Source organism: Actinomadura sp. NAK00032 (assembly GCF_013364275.1).
GTDB lineage: Bacteria > Actinomycetota > Actinomycetes > Streptosporangiales > Streptosporangiaceae > Spirillospora.
The window spans coordinates 322298-338959 of record NZ_CP054932.1; the positions used below are offsets into that span (position 1 = coordinate 322298).

General features: G+C 73.7%; 14 protein-coding genes. 7 read left to right on the top strand and 7 right to left on the bottom strand.

The window, feature by feature from the left end; genetic code table 11:
- Positions 1-17: 17 nt before the first annotated feature.
- Positions 18-677 (bottom strand): HAD family phosphatase, encoded by a 660-nt coding sequence (locus HUT06_RS01620; protein WP_176194059.1) that lies wholly within the window; start codon positions 675-677, stop codon positions 18-20.
- 189 nt (positions 678-866) lie between these two features.
- Here HUT06_RS01620 and HUT06_RS01625 point away from each other — a divergent pair, with 189 nt between their 5' ends.
- From HUT06_RS01625 to HUT06_RS01635, 3 genes are all read left to right on the top strand, one after another.
- Positions 867-1343, top strand: a complete 477-nt coding sequence (locus HUT06_RS01625; RefSeq protein ID WP_176194060.1) for a hypothetical protein — start codon at positions 867-869, stop codon at positions 1341-1343.
- A gap of 93 nt (positions 1344-1436) precedes the next feature.
- The gene (locus tag HUT06_RS01630) at positions 1437-1814 is read left to right on the top strand and encodes a phage holin family protein (protein ID WP_254714917.1); all 378 of its coding nucleotides are present in this window, start codon (positions 1437-1439) and stop codon (positions 1812-1814) included.
- Between the two features lie 22 nt (positions 1815-1836).
- Positions 1837-2529, top strand: a complete 693-nt coding sequence (locus HUT06_RS01635) for an AraC family transcriptional regulator (protein ID WP_254714918.1) — start codon at positions 1837-1839, stop codon at positions 2527-2529.
- Here HUT06_RS01635 and HUT06_RS01640 read toward each other — a convergent pair.
- The 5 genes from HUT06_RS01640 to HUT06_RS01660 form a co-directional block, all read right to left on the bottom strand.
- Complete coding sequence (locus HUT06_RS01640; RefSeq protein ID WP_176194062.1) at positions 2482-3129, bottom strand: class I SAM-dependent methyltransferase; 648 nt, start codon at positions 3127-3129, stop codon at positions 2482-2484. The two genes, HUT06_RS01635 and HUT06_RS01640, sit on opposite strands and share 48 nt — an antisense overlap.
- Positions 3130-3185: 56 nt before the next feature.
- Complete coding sequence (locus tag HUT06_RS01645) at positions 3186-6173, bottom strand: hypothetical protein (protein WP_176194063.1); 2988 nt, start codon at positions 6171-6173, stop codon at positions 3186-3188.
- A 79-nt stretch (positions 6174-6252) separates the two neighbouring features.
- Positions 6253-7245: a cation diffusion facilitator family transporter gene (locus HUT06_RS01650; protein WP_176194064.1), complete on the bottom strand. Its 993-nt coding sequence runs from the start codon at positions 7243-7245 to the stop codon at positions 6253-6255.
- Positions 7246-7319: 74 nt separating this feature from the next.
- A complete protein-coding gene (locus HUT06_RS01655; RefSeq protein WP_176194065.1) occupies positions 7320-8336 on the bottom strand; it encodes a hemolysin family protein in 1017 nt (338 codons plus the stop codon).
- Positions 8333-9679, bottom strand: a complete 1347-nt coding sequence (locus tag HUT06_RS01660; protein WP_176194066.1) for a hemolysin family protein — start codon at positions 9677-9679, stop codon at positions 8333-8335. The genes HUT06_RS01655 and HUT06_RS01660 overlap by 4 nt, the downstream gene beginning before the upstream one ends.
- A gap of 346 nt (positions 9680-10025) precedes the next feature.
- On the opposite strand from HUT06_RS01660, the gene HUT06_RS01665 reads away from it, so the two are divergent.
- Positions 10026-11240 (top strand): hypothetical protein, encoded by a 1215-nt coding sequence (locus HUT06_RS01665; RefSeq protein ID WP_176194067.1) that lies wholly within the window; start codon positions 10026-10028, stop codon positions 11238-11240.
- Entirely contained in the window at positions 11237-13732 is a 2496-nt protein-coding gene (locus HUT06_RS01670; protein ID WP_217711144.1) for a serine/threonine-protein kinase, read from the top strand. Before HUT06_RS01665 ends, HUT06_RS01670 begins: the two co-directional genes overlap by 4 nt.
- Positions 13733-13777: 45 nt before the next feature.
- On the opposite strand, the gene HUT06_RS01675 is transcribed toward HUT06_RS01670, so the two are convergent.
- Complete coding sequence (locus tag HUT06_RS01675; RefSeq protein ID WP_254714919.1) at positions 13778-15034, bottom strand: transposase; 1257 nt, start codon at positions 15032-15034, stop codon at positions 13778-13780.
- A gap of 53 nt (positions 15035-15087) precedes the next feature.
- Here HUT06_RS01675 and HUT06_RS01680 point away from each other — a divergent pair, with 53 nt between their 5' ends.
- Both HUT06_RS01680 and HUT06_RS01685 read left to right on the top strand, forming a co-directional pair.
- Positions 15088-15339 carry a hypothetical protein gene (locus HUT06_RS01680; RefSeq protein WP_176193776.1) on the top strand — a complete coding sequence of 84 codons (252 nt, stop codon included), beginning with the start codon at positions 15088-15090 and terminating at the stop codon, positions 15337-15339.
- Complete coding sequence (locus tag HUT06_RS01685; protein ID WP_176194069.1) at positions 15339-16658, top strand: VWA domain-containing protein; 1320 nt, start codon at positions 15339-15341, stop codon at positions 16656-16658. Before HUT06_RS01680 ends, HUT06_RS01685 begins: the two co-directional genes overlap by 1 nt.
- Positions 16659-16662: the final 4 nt, after the last annotated feature.

The following is a 16662-nucleotide window of genomic DNA, read 5'->3' on the forward strand; positions in this document are numbered from 1 at the left end:
GCCCGCCGCCCGAACGCCTACCTGTGGATAACCTCCACCAGGTCCGGGGTGACCTCGCTCAGGTCGGACGCGACGTGCGCGGCGAGGGCCAGGGCGTCCTCCGAGGCCGGGTGTGCGGGGCGCGGGATCGCGATGACCGTCATCCCGGCGGCGTGCGCTGAGCGGAGCCCGTTGCTGGAGTCCTCGATGGCGACGCAGTTCCCGGGCGTGACGTCCATCTGGGCGGCCACGGTGAGGTACCCGTCCGGGGCCGGTTTGCCGTTCTCGACCTCCTCGGTCGACACGGTCGTGCGGAACAGGCCCTCCACGCCGAGCTTCCCGAGCACCAGGTCGATCAGCGCGCGCGGGGACGAACTGGCCAAGCCCAGAGGACGGTACTGGGCGAGCCTCCGAACGGCGTCCTCCGCACCGGGAAGCAGCGGCAACCCGTCGTCGTACCGCTGCGACATCTGGTCGACCACCTCGTAGGCGACCTCCTCGGCGGTGACGCCGTCCACGAGGTCGGTGGCGATGTAGGACGCCCATTCCTCGGTGCTCATGCCCATCAGCCGGTCCTGGGTGTCGGGCAGCCAGCGCCCGCCGTGCTCGGCGACGTAGCCGCGGCGCACCTCCTCCCACACCGGCTCCGAGTCGATCAGGACCCCGTCCAGGTCGAACACGATGGCCTGCAGAGACATGGCTCCTCCACGGGGGATCTCGTCGCGATGACACGTCCATTACCCGGTACGGTCGGCCGGAACCCACACGTCCCCGCTGAGGACGGGCGTAACGGATTTATGCCGCGAATGCGACATGATCCCGTTTCAATCTGGCATCGTGGTCATCCTCCGTCCCCCCTCCGGAGTCACTGCAGAGGAGATCCGCCCATGGTGTTCCTCGGTTTTCTCCTGGTCGCGGCCGCCATCGCAGCCGGTGCCGGCGTCGTCCTGGACAACACCGACGCAGCCGACCTCGTCGTCTTCGGCCAGAGCGTGCCGGGCGTGAACAACGAATGGCAGGTGTTCCTGAGCGGCGCCGGCGTGGCCGTCGTCTTCCTCATCGGCATGATGCTCACCTTCACCGGTGCCGCCCGCCGCATCCGCAACCGCCGGGACTTGCGTGACCTGCGCGAGGAGCACCAGGAGTCGCTGACCACGCTGGAGATGGAGAAGCGCCGCCTGGAGCGGGAGCTCGCCCGCGTCCGGCAGAGCGGCGGCCGGCGCCCCGCGCAGGCCCCGCAGGGCCCGCAGGCGCCGCCCCCCGGGCGGCCCGAGCCGGCCACCACCGCGCCGGGCGGCGTCCGGGTCGCGGGCGGCCGGTCGCGCATCCCCGCCACGTCCCCCTTCTTCGAGCGGAACGACTGAGGACGCGCTAGTACCTGGTGATGACCCGGCCGCCCGCCCGAATCGTCACGGGGAGGGATGCTGTGCGCGGCACGCCCCGGAGATGCTCGTAGTGTGCGGATTCTTTTCAAGGTGGGCATCACCGCGGTCGCCCTGTGGGCCGCCACGGTCCTGATCGCCGGCATCTCGCTCGGCGACCAGACGACCGGCAGGCGCGTCCTCACCCTCGTCGCGGTGGCCGCCATCTTCGGCCTGGTCAACGCCGTCCTCAAACCGATCATCAAGACGCTCGGGTGCGCGTTCTACATCCTCACGCTGGGGCTCATCGGCCTCGTCGTGAACGCACTGCTGCTCATGCTGACGAGCGAGGTCGCGCAACGTCTCGAACTGCCCTTCCACGTGGACGGCTTCTGGCCCGCGTTCTGGGGCGCCATCGTCGTCGGTGTGGTCGGCTGGCTGCTGCACCTCTTCGTCCCGGACGACGACGACTAGGCGCGTGGACGGGACGGAGCGGTTGTACTTCACCATCGGCGACGGCTACGCGCTCTACCAGGGCGGCGTGACGGAGGGGACTCTCCACCGTCACGCCGCCTTTCAGGTGGCCATCGCCGTCCACGGTGAGGTCGCGATGGACGACGCGTCCGGAACCCATCACCGCGACGTGGCGCTGCTCGTGCCGCCCATGGTCGGTCACCGCCTCCACCCGGCGAAGGCCCTGCGCATCTTCTACGTCGAACCCCACTGCGCTTTCGCCGACGAGTTGCGTGCGCTCTGCGGCAGCGGCATCACCCCTGCCCCCGCCATGAGCAGCCTTAGCGAGGCGGACGTGCGAGCCGCCGGCGGCCGTCCGTCCAGCGAAATCGACGGGCGACTACTGGACGCCATGCGCGCCCTGCTGGACGAGCAGACCTCGATGACGGCCCTGGCCGCGCAGGTGAGCCTCTCCCCACAGCGTCTACGCGCCCTGGCGCGGGCAGAACTCGGCATGCCGCTCACCCGCTGGCGCATCTGGCGGCGCCTGGCCCGCTCGGCGGAGGCACTGCGCGAAGGGCAGCCGCTGAGCGTCGCCGCGCTCACGGGCGGTTTCGCCGACCAATCCCACTTCACCCGGGAAATGCGCCGGATGATGGGCCTCACTCCTGCGGAGGCCGTCCGCGCCCTAGCCGCGGCGAGCGGTATAGAGCGAGATCGAGCCGGTGACCGTTGACACCGTCCCCGCCTCCCGCACCTGGCGGAAACCGACCTCGGACATGAGCCCCGGCAAGGCGCCGTCCGCGTTGAACTGCGTGTCCTCACGGCCGTCCGCGAACTGCACCATGCGAAAGGCCAGGCGCATCGGATGGGTGCGCTGCGCCCCGTAATCGGCGACCACGAGCCTTCCGCCGTGCCGCAGCGTTTCGAGCATCGAGACCAGGATCGCCTGCTTCACCGGCACGGGGCACTGATGCAGAACGAGGCTGGACACCACGGTGTCTGCGGACCCGGCGTCCACGATGTCCGTGAGCGCGTCCCCCATACCGGCCCGCCACTCCACCGCTTCGGCACCCGGCTTGCTGCGGGCGATCGCGAGCACCTCCGGATCGGGATCGACGCCGATAACCCGCGCGCCCGGCTCGACCGCGTGCAGCAGCAGGGCCAGCGACCCCGTGCCGCAGCCGACGTCCACGACGACGTCGCCGTCCCGCAGCGCCGCATGCATGGCGACCATGCTCCGCCACAGCCGCTCCCGTGTCAGCGCGATCACGGAGTCGTAGAGGCGGGGCAACGCGAAACGGCCCAATGCGGGCGTGAAGGTCTGCTCGGTCATGGCGGCCAGTGTCGGCCGCTCCACCGTCCCCGGTCTTGAACGAACCGCTCGCGCGGTTAGCCTTCGGCGGCGACGGCGGCGCGCTCGAACGGGCTCAGCTCTGGAGCCGGCCCGCCCGCGTACTCGCGGTACTCCGGCGGCCGCGACCCGAGCGCGCCGACCAGCACCCAGCGGCGCGTCCGGACGGCCCCGATGAGGAACTCGGCGTCCGTCAGCGACCCCGCGTCCGCGGCGATCAACGCGTCGAACTCCTGCTCGGGCGCGGTCAGCGCGGCGCCGAGCGGCGTCCCCACGACGACGTCGGCGGTGCGGAGCAGGACCTCGCCGTCCGCCGCCCGCGTGCCCTCCAGATAGCCGGTGAGCTGCTCGATCCTGGCCATCGCCCGCCGCTGGTGCGCCGGGACGGCGCCGGGGTCCTCGCTCGGATCGGCGCCGCAGATCTCCGCGACGTTCTCCCGCGTCCGGGCCTCGGCCTGCGCGACCGCCTCCAGATCGCTCTCCCGGACCGACATCTCCTCCGACGCCTCGGCGCTTCGCCGGTCGAGCACCGTGGCCGTCTCCGCCGCCCGCGCGGCGGCGGCCTCCGCGTCCGCCCGCGCCCGGCCCACCGCTGCCAGCGCCGCCTCACGGGACGTCCGCGCGGCGGTCGCCCGGCCCTCGATCTCCTGCGCCACCTGCTGCGCGGCACGCGCGCGCACACCCGACTCCGTCGCGTGCTCCACGGCCTCCGACGCCCGCCGGGCGTGCTCCTGGTGCTCGGCCCCGGCCTTCTCCCGCTCGCCCGCCAGCCACGTCAGCTCGGTGCCGAGCCGCTGCTGGGCCTCCTGCGCGTGCTTCAGGCGCGCCCCGCCCTCCGACACGAACGACGCCAGCCCCCGCCGCACCCGCTCCGCGTGCTCGGCGAGGTCCTTGGCCTCCCGCGCGCGCTTGGCCGCCTCGTCCGCCTCCCTGGTCCGCGCCTTGACCTCGGCACGCAGGCTCTTGAGATCGGACGGCGGCGACGCCACATGCAGCTTCTGGCCCAGCGTCATCTTCCTCCGGACCCCCGACAGCGCCGACTCCGCCGACACCAGCCGGTAGTAGGCGGCGTGGCCCTCGGCGGCGGCGTCCGCGTCCGCCGCCGTCAGCCGGTGCGCCTCCTCCGCCGCCCCTGGCAGCGCCTCGCGCGCCCGCGCGAGCTCATCGGTGAGGGACGCCTCCGCCTGCCGCGCGCCCTGCAACTCGGCCTGCGCCGTCTTCGCCCGCTCGTCCAACTGCGCGCACCGCGCGTAGGACGCCTCGGCCGTCCGCGTCATGGCGGTCGCCTCGTCCGCCGCCTGATCGGCCTCCGCCTGGAGCCGGTCCGCCTCAGCGCGCGGCTCCACCAGCTCCGCCTCGGCCTCCTCCTGGACGGTTTCGAGCCGCTCCGCCTCCGCCTCGGCCTCCACCGCCGCCTGCTCGGCCTCCACGGCCATGGAGCGCGCTTCCTCAATGGCGTCCCGCAGCGCCGCCTGCTCGACCTCCAGCTCCTCGCCGCGCCGCAGATTCTCCGCCTGGACGGCCTGGAGCGCCGCCGCGTCCCGCGGCCACTGCTCCAGCCACATCAGCCCGCGCCGCAGCATCCGCACCTCGGTCTCCCAAGCCTGCCGCCACGCATCCCCGACCGGCCGCAGCGCCGCCCCCCGCACCCGACTCTCCGGCGCCGACGCCCCGGCCAACGCCTCCTCCCGCGCGCCGTCACGCAGACCTGGTTCGTCCGAAGGCGTGGTCAGTGCTTCATCCTGCGCGACATACGCGCCCTCGCCCGCCGGCACGGCCAGCGGCTCAGCCCGTGTGACGTCGGATGCGCTGTCGCCTGTTTCCGCTTGGGCCGGGGCAGCGGCCGGTGCATCGCTCTGCGCCGCGTGTGCGTCCTCGTCTGGCGGTATGGGCAGTGGTTCGGCCCGCGTGATGTCAGATGCACTGTCGTCTGCATCCGCTTGGGCCGATGTAGCGGCCGACGTCTCGCCCTGCGCGGCGTGCGTGCTCTCTTCTGGCAGCGCGGGCAGTGGTTCGGCTCTGGTGATGTCGGACGCACTGTCGTCGGCGTCCGCGTGGGGCGGTGCAGTGGCTGGCGTCTCGTCTTGCGCGGTGTGTGTGCTCTCGCCTGGGGGTGCGGGTAGTGGTTTGGCTGGTGTGGTGGCAGACGGTGCGGCAGCGTCGTCCAGGTCGTCTGGGAGTGTGGGGAGTGCTTGGACTCGGGTGGTGTCGGCGGCCGGTTCGTCTGGGAGGGCTGGCAAGGGCTCCGCTCGGGTGACGGCGGAGGCGCTTTCGGCTGGGGTGGACGGGCCGCGTAGGGGCTTGAACTCGACCGTGCCGTGGGACCCCGGTTCTCGTACTGGCGGGGGCTCTGCGGGGGGCGGAGCGTCCTTGATGGGTGGCAATGCGCGGGTCTGGACTGATCGGGCCTCGGCTGTCTCTGGGCGTGTCTCGATCAGCAGGGAGAAGACCTCGGGGTCGTCCTCCATGGTCCGTAGGAGGTCGGCGGCCTGCTCCGGGGTGGGGGCGATGAGGAGGGCGCGCTCGTCCGATGCCGTGAGCTCCTTGATCACCTTCCGGACGGCCTCGGCCTCGGCGCCCGGTTCCACGTGGACGAGGCGCAGGGCCTCGGTCTCCTCCAGCGACGCGGGCGCGACCAGGAAGCGGGCGAGTACCTCCCAGTCGCCCGTGAGGCGCTCGTCCCGCAACGCGCGCAAGGCGGCGATGTGCGGCGCCCAGCCCACCGGTGGGGCGTCTTCGGGCGCCTCCCTGAGTCGCGCGTCGAGCTGCTCGTAGAACTCGCTCAGCGGGCCGTAGACGCTCTCGACCAGTTCGGCGCCGCCCCAGTCGGCGACGTCCGTGCCCAGCGGCGGTGTGGAACCCTCGCCGTCGAGTGGCACGGTCTCCAGCGCGGACCGGACGTCCACCTCGGGTTCGTCTTCCGGAGCGGCCTCCGCGTCGGCCGACGGCGTGGCGGGTTCTGGGGCGGCCGGTGCGTGCGTCGGGTCCTGCTCGTCCGGATCGTTGGCGTCTGCCGGCTGTTTCACGACTTCATCCCGTCCCAGATCGACCCTCCGGGGCCCTTTTTCCCCTTCTGCAGAGGACTAACGTCTCACAGGTCAAGGATCAGCGGTGGCCCGCGAGGGCGGCGTGGTGATCTTCACCGGGGCGGGGTTCGGGGTCGGGGTGGACGACGGCGCCGGACAGGCGCGGCAGCGCGTGCAGCAGGCTGTGCTCGGCGTCCACGGCCACCTTGTGGGCCCGGACGACGGTGCTGGCGGGGTCGACGACGACGTCGCATTCGGCGCGCAGATTGTGGCCGATCCAACGGAGGCGGACGTCGCCCACGGACAGGACGCCCGGGGTGGCGGCGAGGGCGGCTTCGGCGCGGTCGACGAGGTCCGGGTCCACAGCGTCCATCAGGCGGCGCCACACTTCGCGGGCCGTCTGCCAGAGGAGGAACGAGATCGCGACGGTGATGAGCAAGCCCACTACCGGGTCGGCCCAGGGGGCGCCCAGGGCGATGCCCACGGCCCCCAGGAGGACGGCCAGGGAAGCGAAGCCGTCCGTGCGGGCGTGGAGGCCGTCTGCGACGAGGGCGGCCGAGCCTATGCGGCGTCCTACACGGATGCGGTAGCGGGCCACGAGTTCGTTGCCCAGGAAGCCCACCAAGGCGGCGCCGACCACAGCGGGCAGATGGTCCACAGGCTGTGGATGAGCCAGCCGCTCAATGGCCGCGTAGCCCGCGATGACACAGGACGCGGCGATCGCCAGCACGATGACGACGCCGGCGAGGTCTTCGGCACGCCCGTAGCCGTAGGTGTAGCGGCGTGTAGGCGGGCGCCTGCCGAGGAGGAACGCGATCCCCAGCGGGACGGCCGTCAGCGCGTCCGCCGCGTTGTGGAGGGTGTCGCCCAGGAGCGCCACCGAGCCGGTGAGCGCGACCACCGCCGCTTGGAGGACGGTGGTCGCGCCCAGGCCCGCGAGTGAGATCCACAGGGCGCGCAGGCCCTGCGCGCTGGCCTCCAGTGCCGAGTCCACCTTGTCGGCCGCCTCGTGGGAGTGCGGACGCAAACCGTGCCCGTGGCCGTGCCCGTGCCCGTGGCTGTGCTTCCTCATAGGTCCACGATGAACCACGAATCCCGTTGCAGCACCTCGACAACTGCGCTGTCGTCGCAGGTACGCGGCCTGTGTCAGTGCGGGTTCGTCGCCAGTAGCTCCGCCAGGAGGTCGTCCAGGGTGACGATGCCCGCGAACTCGCCGCGCTCGTCGTTCACCACGGCGAGCTGGGCGCGGTCGCGGCGCATGCGGCTGACCGCGTCCAGGACGGTCGTCTCCGCCGTCAGGACGGGCGCCGGGTGCGCCAGGTCGTCGGCGCGGCGGTCCCCGTCCGGCTCGGTGATGGCGGCCCGGACGTGCACGATGCCGGTCATCGCCCCGTCCCCGGACCGGACGAGCAGCCGGTTGTGGCCGCTCGCGGTGGCGGTCCGGCGGATCTGCGCGGCGGTCGCGTCCGCGCCGATCGTCGTGACGGACGTGGCGGGCACGACGAGCCGCCCGACGGTCGCCTCCCGGGCGGAGATGGCGCGGCGGAGCAGCTCGTGGTCGTGCCGCCCGATGAGGCCGAGGCGGCGCGACTCGCCGACCAGGTGGCTGAGCCGGGCCGGGTCGGTGTGGCTGTCCAGCTCGTCCTTGGGCGTGACGCGGAAGAGCCGCAGCAGCGCGTTCGTCGTCGCGTTCAGCGACGACAGGATCGGCCGCGACACCTTCGCGAACGCGCGGAACGGCAGCGCCAGGATCAGCGCCGACCGCTCCGGGTGCGCGATCGCCCACGACTTCGGCGCCATCTCCCCGATGACCATGTGCAGGAACGTCACCACGGCGAGCGCGGTGCCGAGCGCGATGGCCGTGACGCCCGCCTCGGGGACGCCGAGGGCGTGCAGCGGCGGTTCGAGGAAGTGCTCGAACGCGGGCTCGGTGACGATCGCGAGGCCCAGCGAGCACATCGTGATGCCGAACTGCGCTCCGGCGAGCATCAGCGACAGCTCCCGGACGCCCGCGACGGCGGCGACGGCGGGGCGGCTGCCCTTGGCGGCGGCGCGTTCCAGCTGCCCGCGGTTGGCGGCGACGAGCGCGAACTCGGCCGCGACGAAGAAGCCGTTCCCGAGCAGCAGCAGGACGGTGATCAGCAGCGACGGCAGCGGGCTCATGACACCTCCACCGACGGCGAGCGCGGCGCCGGGACGGCCGCCGGGGCCGTCCTGATCAGGATCTTCTCGGCGACGCGGCGGGCCAGGCTGACGACCTCCAGCTCGACGGAGCCGCTGTCGAGGGCGACGGTGAGGCGGTCGCCGGCGCGCGGGAGGCGGCGCAGCTCGGCCATGACGAGCCCGCCGATGGTGTCGTAGGCGTCGCCCTCCGGCAGGCCGAGCCCGGTGAGTCGGCCGACCTCGTCGATGCGCATGCCGGCGTCGACGAGCCAGGACCCGTCCGGCCCGGACGTCGGGACGACCTCGAACCCGTCGGTCTCGTCGGTGATCTCGCCGACCAGCTCCTCGGCGACGTCCTCGAAGGTGAGGATGCCGGCGAGGCCGCCGTACTCGTCCACGACGCAGGCGAACTCCTGCCGGGAGTCGCGCATGTGCTCGATGACCCCGTACAGCGGCTGGCTGCCGGGGACGAGCAGCGCGGGGCGGGCGATCTCGCCGACCGGGGTGGCCGGGTCGAGGGTGTCGTCGGCGACCTCGCGGACGCCCGCGACGCCGACGACGTCGTCGACCTCCGTCCCGTAGACGGGGTAGGCGCTGTGCCCGGTCTCCCGGATCAGCGCGATCAACTCGCCGACGGGCGCGGTCGAGGGCAGCGCGCGGACCTGCGGGCGCGGCACCATGACCTCGTCGGCCGTCAGGTCGCCGAAGGACAGGGCCCGGTCGAGCAGGCCGGACAGGTCGGCGGGCAGGTGCCCGGTGCTGCTCGACCTGCCGATGATGTCGCCGAGCTCCTCCAGCGTCGCTCCGCTGTGCAGCTCCTCCACGGGCTCGACGCCCACGGCGCGCAGCAGCCGCTCGGCGGCGCGGTCGAACAGCCGGATGATGGGGCCCGCGACCGTCAGGTACACGAGGGTGGACGACGCCAGAGCGCGCGCGAGCGACTCCGCCCGCGCCAGCGCGAGGTTCTTGGGGAACAGCTCGCCCAGAAGCATCTGGATGAGCGTCGCCAGGACGAAGCCCGTCGCGAGTGCGATCGCGCCAGTGGCGCCTACGGGGACGCCCAGCACCTCAAGCAGCGGCTGTATCAGCTCTGCGAGGGCGGGCTTGGCGATGAAGCCGACGACCAGAGTCGTCATCGTGATGCCGAGCTGCGCGCCCGACAGCATGAACGACACCCGGCTGATGACCTTCAGCGCTCTCTTGGCGGACGTGTCGCCGCTCTCGGCGGCCTGCTCCAGGGTCGCGCGGTCCGCGGCGACGTAGGCGAACTCCTGGGCGACGAAGTACCCGGTGGCGGCGGTGAGAAGGATCACCGCGAGCACTCCCAGCACCGCGGTCAGCATGGGGCACCGGGTCTATGACTGGGGTCCGACACTGCGGACTCACCACTCCTCTCGTAGACGGACTACCTGTCGTAACGTCACTTCGGTCAACGACGTTCCCGGTCCAAAGGGTACGGCTCGGCGCCCGCCCGCGCCTTGCCGCGTGCGCACGGCTTGCGCCGCGGGCATGGGCGAAAGCACCTTGTCTGGGTTAGTGTCACGGATCACACTTGTATGCGAGCGAACGTCCGATAGTGGTCCGGTCCGTGCTCCCAGACCGGCACCGCCGAAGGGCATGCTCGGGGGGACCGGAGAAGCGAACGCGGGGCAGACGTTGGACCAGAGCGGGGCCGGGGCCGCCGCGCCCATGAGTCGTGAAGGCGTCGACCATGCCCTCCGCACGCTCCGCGACGAGCGCGAGCGCATCGCCGCGTCCCTGGTCGAACTCGACCGCCAGCCCGGCGTCCGGCTGCTGACGGGCGCGCGGCTCACCGGCGAGACATGGCGCCGCTGGGAGGACGCGCAGGCCCGGCTGACGACGCTGTGGCGGCTCTTCGACGCCTACCAGAGCGTCCTGGACGAGGCGTGCGAGCTGCGCGAACGCTCGGCCCGGCCGGACGCGGCGACGCTGACGGAGCTGTCCGGGCTGCTGTCGGGATGCTCGGTGGAACTGCCCGACGGGGAGATCCCGCTGGAGCACCGCACGCTGCTCGGGCCGCAGGAGGAACGGATCACGTTGGACGAGGCCGTCGCGATGATGTCGGACGCGTACGAGTTCGTCGCGGGGGAGGTCGCCGCCGCCGACGCGGCCTGGACGGTCCTGCTGGTGCCGCTGGAGGAGGCCGAGGAGAGCTGGCGGGCCGCGACGCGGCTCGCGCACACGCTGGACGGCACCCGCCACCCCGAGCTGGACCGGGTCGGCCGGGAACTGACCGCGCTCGGCCGCGTCGTCCGCACCGACCCGCTGTCGCTCGTCCGCGACGGCCGCCCCGACACCGCCCGCCTCGACCGCGTCCGCACCGTGCTGACCGCGCTCGGCGACGAGCTCGCCGGGGTCGCCCGGATGCGGGACGAGTACGCCGACCTCGTCGCCCGGATCACGGCCGTGATCGAGGAGACGGAGGAGACCGGGCGGCGGGCCCTCGACACCTACGCGACCGTCCTCGCCAAGATCCACTCGCCGAACCTGCCGGCGCCGCCGGAGGGCCTCGGCGCGGCCCTGCGCGACCGGCTCGCCGCCCTCGAACGGCTCCGCGAGGCGGGCCGCTGGGTGGAGATGGCGGGCCGCTTCGCCGAGCTGGAGCGCGCCGCCGAGGACGCGCTGGAACGGGCACGCGGTGAGCTGCGTCTCAGTGCCGGCCTGCTGGACCGGCGCGGCGAGCTGCGCGGCCGCCTCGAGGCGTACCGCGCGAAGGCGGCCCGGCTCGGCCTGGCCGAGGACGAGCTGCTCACCGGCCTGTACGGGGAGGCCCGCGAAGTGCTGTGGACGGCCCCCTGCGACCTGCGCCGCGCGACGGCGCTGCTGGCCGAGTACCAGCGGGCGATCAGGGTGACCGAGACCGAGACGGGGACGCGGCGATGAACCGATGCACCCAGCCCGGCTGCACGGGCCAGGTGGACGCGGACGGCTTCTGCGACGTCTGCGGCATGGCCCCGGCTCCCGCTCCCGCTCCCGGCCCGGCTGCCGCCCCGGCTTCGGGCCCCGCTTCGGCTTCCGTGCCTCCGCCCGCCGAGGCCCCGCCCCCGAGCCGTCCCACCCCCACCCCGGCCCCCGCACCCGCGGGCCCGGCCGCCGCCGGTCCGGCGCAGGGCGGGTACTCGCGCGCGGCGCCCGCCCGGGTGCCGGTCGCCGCCGTCACCACGCAGACGCCGTTCGCGCCGCCGACGAGCAGGGAGCCCCGCACGTCCGCGCCGAGCGGCACGGCCGGCGGCACCGCCGGCGGCTCGGCGGGGTCCGGCCGCGGGACGGTCGGGTCCGGCCGGACGGCCTCGCGCGGCGGCACCCGCGGCACCGGATCCAGCGGCTCGGCCCGGCGCGGGATGCTCGGCGCCGGGCTCGTCGAGGTCCCGCCCGTCCCGGCCCGCGACCCCGCCTCGGCGATCATGGAGAACCCGGAGGTGCCGGAGAACCGGCGCTTCTGCAGCCGCTGCGACGAGAAGGTCGGCCGCAGCCGCAACGGGCGCCCCGGCCGTACCGAGGGGTTCTGCCGCAGCTGCGGGCACCCGTTCTCGTTCACCCCGAAGCTGCGCGCGGGCGAACTGGTCGGCGGCCAGTACGAGGTGCTCGGCTGCCTCGCGCACGGCGGCCTCGGCTGGGTGTACCTGGCCCGCGACCACAACGTCAGCGAGCGCTGGGTCGTGCTGAAGGGCCTGCTCGACACCGGGGACGCCGACTCGCTCGCCGCCGCGACCGCCGAGCGCGCGTTCCTCGCCGAGGTCGAGCACCCCAACATCGTCAAGATCTACAACTTCGTCCGGCACGGCGACTCCGGCTACATCGTGATGGAGTACGTCGGCGGGCGCTCGCTGAAGGACATCCTGCTCAGCATCCGCGCCGACCACGGCGACCAGGCGTCGCTGCCGCTCGGCCAGGTGATCGCGTACGGGCTGGAGGTGCTGAGCGCCCTCGGCTACCTGCACGGCGTCGGGCTGCTGTACTGCGACTTCAAGCCGGACAACGCGATCCAGTCCGAGGAGCAGCTCAAGCTGATCGACCTCGGCGGGGTCCGCCGCGCGTTCGACGTGGACAGCCCGATCTTCGGGACGCCCGGCTACCAGGCCCCCGAGATCGGCTCGCAGGGCCCGTCGGTCACCTCCGACCTCCACACGGTGGGCCGGACGCTCGCCGTCCTCAGCTTCCCGTTCCGCGGCTACACCGGGCGGCACCTGCGCAGCCTGCCGCCCCGCCACGAGGTCCCGGTGTTCCAGCGGCACGAGTCCTACCACCGGCTGCTGCGGCGGGCCACGCACCCCGACCCGACCCGGCGGTTCCAGAGCGCCGCCGAGATGGCCGAGCAGCTCACCGGCGTCCTGCGCGAGGTGCTGGCCGCCGAGGACGGGCGCCCCCGCCCCGCGCCGTCGCCGCTGTTCGGGCCGGAGCAGGCCACGGCCGGCGCCGAGATCGTCACCGCCCTGGACGGCGCGCCGTCGACGATCCTGGTGCCGCTGGAGCCCCGGGCCGCCGCGGCGGCGCTGCCCGTCCCGCTGGTGTCGGCCGCCGACCCGGCCGCCGCGTTCCTGTCCGGGCTCACCGCCCGCGACCCGGCCGAGCTGGCCGCCGCGCTCGGCTCGGCCCCCGTCGCGTCCCGTGAGGTGCGGCTCGCGCTGGTGCGCGTCCGCATCGAGCTGGGCGACCTCGACGGCGCCGCCCGGCTGCTGGAGGAGATCGCCGCCGAGGCCCCCGACGACTGGCGCGTCGACTGGTACCGGGGCGTCCGCGCCCTCGCCGGCGGGCAGGGCGGCGAGGCCGTCGCCGTGTTCAACGACCTGTACGACCTGGCACCCGGCGAGCAGGCGCCGAAGCTGGCGCTCGCGTTCTGCTACGAGACGCTGGGCGACACGCGCAGCGCCAGCCACTACCACCAGACGGTCTGGCGCACCGACCCCACCCACGTCAGCGCCGCGTTCGGGCTGGCCCGCACCTCTCTCGCCGCCGGCGACCGGGCCGCCGCCGAACGCGTCCTGGACTCGGTCCCCCGCATCTCCAGCCACTACCTGGCCGCGCAGCTCGCCGCCGTCGCCACGGTCGTCCGCGGCCGCAGCCCCGGCGAGCTGAACGCCGCCGTGCTCATCGAGGCGGGCCGCCGCCTGGCCTCGCTGCGCCTCGACACCGAGCGGGCCGCCGCGTTCACCGCCGAGGTCCTGGCGGCCGCCCTCGCCTGGCTCCGCGCGGGCCGCGCGCCGATCCCGGCCGGCGTCCGGCAGCGGATCCTCGGCACCGACATGACCGAGGCCGCCCTGCGCGCCAAGCTGGAGGACACCTACCGCGTCCTCGCCAAGCTCGCCGACGACGCCGAGCACCGGCACGCGATGGTCAAACGCGCCAACGCCGTCCGCCCGAGGACGCTCTTCTGACCTTGACGTCCTCCCCGCCCGAAGGCGGGGATTCTAACCCGTCCCCTACGAAGGCAGGAGAGCAGGTTGAGGTTCGCGGTTCACCGGCCGGGCCATCGCCCTGCCTCCCCGCGCGGCCACCGTGCGTCCCACGGCGGTGTCTTTGATGTTGCGGGCGGCGTTGATGTCGGCGTTGGCCCGGTGCCCGCAGGCGACGCATCGGAACACCGCTTGGCTCTCGCGGTTGTCCGGGGCGCGGTGCCCGCAGGCGTTGCAGGTCTGCGACGTGTAACGCGGGTCGACTCGGACGACGCGTCCGGGTGCCTTGTGTTCCAGCCGGGTGACGAGCCGGCCCCACCCCGCCGCGAGGATCGAGCGGTTGAGCCCGGCCTTGGCCCGAACCCCGGTGCCGGGTGCGTCGATGGTGCCGCGGGCCGACCGGGTCATCCCGGCGATGTTGAGGTCCTCGACGGCGATCAGGTCGAAGCGGCGCGCCAGATCCGTCGAGGTCTTCTCCACCCAGTCCTTGCGGCGGTCGGCCTCACGTGCTCTGAGCCCGGCTATGGCGGCCTTGACGCGGGCACGGCGGTTCGAACCCGGGTTCGCACGGGCCAGGCGGCGCAGCAGCCGGTGCAGCCGCTCGGCCTCACCCGGCGTCAGGCCCGGCACGGTGCTGGTCTGGCCGGTGGACAACGCGGCGGACACGGCCACGCCCCGATCCACACCGACCGCCTCACCGTTACCGGGCGCGGGCACCGGGTCGGGGATCGTGGCGAATGCGACGTGCCAGCGTCCGGCGCGGTCGCGGGTCATTCGGAACGATTTCACCCCGGGCGGGACGGGGCTGGACCAGCGGAACCGCACCCAGCCCACTTTGGGGACCCGCACCTCACCGGTGCGGCGGCCCAGCCGCCGCACATCCCACGCACGGCCGCGCACCCCGACGATCCGGAAACCCTCGTGCACCCCGGCCTTACGCCACGTCGGACGCCGGTGCGTGCCCGCGAAGAAGTTCGCCATCGCCTGCGCGAAGTCCCGAAGCGCCTGCTGCTGCACTGTCTGCGAACCGGCCGCCAGCCACCCGAACGCGGCACGAGCCTCGGTCAACTGCCGGGCCTGCGCGGCATACCCCGGCGCCGGACCCCGCCGAGGCGTCCACCATGCCTGCTGCTCCACAGCCAAATTCCATACGAACCGGGCATGCGAGCAGTGCTCCAGCAGCCCAGCCTCCTGGGCAGGGGTCGGGCACAGCCGGTACCGGGACACGCACCGACCGTACCGACCGCCACCGACAGAACCCGGAGAGTCAACGTGCCCGAGCATCCCGCGTTTCCTCCCCGCCCTGAAGGACGGGGTCTCCACGCTGCAGGTATCAGATGAACGCCCCCCAGCGCACCCCCATCGCGCCCTGCCCCGCCTGCGTCGAGCCCGCCCAGACCCGAGACCGCTACCGCGACGTCGGGCTGCGGCGGCGGTGGAACGAGGACGCGGTCGCGCTGGGCGGCGACGGTCCGGACGATGCGGCGCGGCGGCTGCTGCGGGCGGCGCTGGACGCGGGCGGCCACGACAACGTGACGGTGGCGGTGCTGCCCAGCCCGCCGCCCGGAGCCGGGAGAGAGCGGGGCTGATGAGCGGGTTTCCGGAGTTCACCGTCCGTGTGGACCAGAACGCCTACCTTCCGGCGGGCGGGCGGGAGATGCACGCGATCGTGACCGTGGAGGCGCGCTCGTCCGGCGGCGGCGGTGGAGGCGGTGGCGGAGGCGGCGGGGCCGGCGGCGCTCCGGCGGCGGAGATCATCCTCGTCGACACGTCGGGGTCGATGTCGTACCGGGGCAAGATGGCGGCGGCGAAGCGCGCCGCGCGGGCCGCGGTGAACGTGCTGCGGGACGGCGTGCACTTCGCGGTCGTCGCGGGCGCGAACCGGCCGCGGATGGTCTACCCGCAGGGGGAGCGGCTCATCGCGGCGGACGAGGCGTCCCGGCGCGGCGCGGTGAACGCGATCGGGCGGCTGGAGGCGGCCGGCGGGACGGCGATCGGGTCGTGGCTGCGGCTCGCCGAGCGGCTGTTCGCCGGGCACGACGACGCCGTCCGGCACGCGATCCTGCTGACCGACGGCAAGAACCAGCACGAGTCCGAGGAGGAGCTCGACGCGGCGCTGGCGGCGTGCACCGGGAAGTTCCTGTGCGACGCGCGGGGCGTCGGCACCGACTGGGAGGTCGCCGAGCTGCGCAAGATCACCTCGGCGCTGCTGGGCGGGTTCCTGGACGTCCCCGACCCCGCCGACCTGGAGGCCGACTTCCTGGCGATGACGCGCGCCGCGATGGGCAAGGAGGTCGCGGACGTCGCGATGCGCGTCTGGACCCCGCGGCAGGCGCGGCTCCAGTTCGTCAAGCAGATGGTCCCGGCCGTGGAGGACCTGACCGACCGCCGTGTGGACTCGGGCGCGCAGACGGGCGACTACCCGCTCGGCGCGTGGGGGAGCGAGTCCCGCGAGTACCACCTGTGCGTCGAGGTGCCGCCCGGCGACATCGGGCGGCAGATGCGGGCGGCGGGGGTGAGGCTCCTCGCGGGCGACCAGGTGCTCGGGTCCGGGAACATCCTCGCCGAGTGGACGGACGACGAGGCCCGCTCGACCGCGATCAACCGGCGGGTCGCGCACCACACCGGGCAGTCGGAGCTCGCGGAGGCGATCCAGGAGGGCCTGGAGGCGCGGCGCCGCGGCGACGAGGACACCGCGACCGCCCGGCTCGGCCGCGCGGTCGTGCTGGCGCGGGAGGTCGGGAACGAGCAGATCTCCGGCCTGCTCGGCCGGGTCGTGGACGTGGTGGACGAGGCGTCCGGCACCGTCCGGCTGAAGCGGGACGTGGCGAAGGCGGACGAGATGTCGCTCGACACCCGGTCCGTCCGGACCGTCCGAACCCGGCACGGCGACGAGGCGGGAGGCTGAGGCC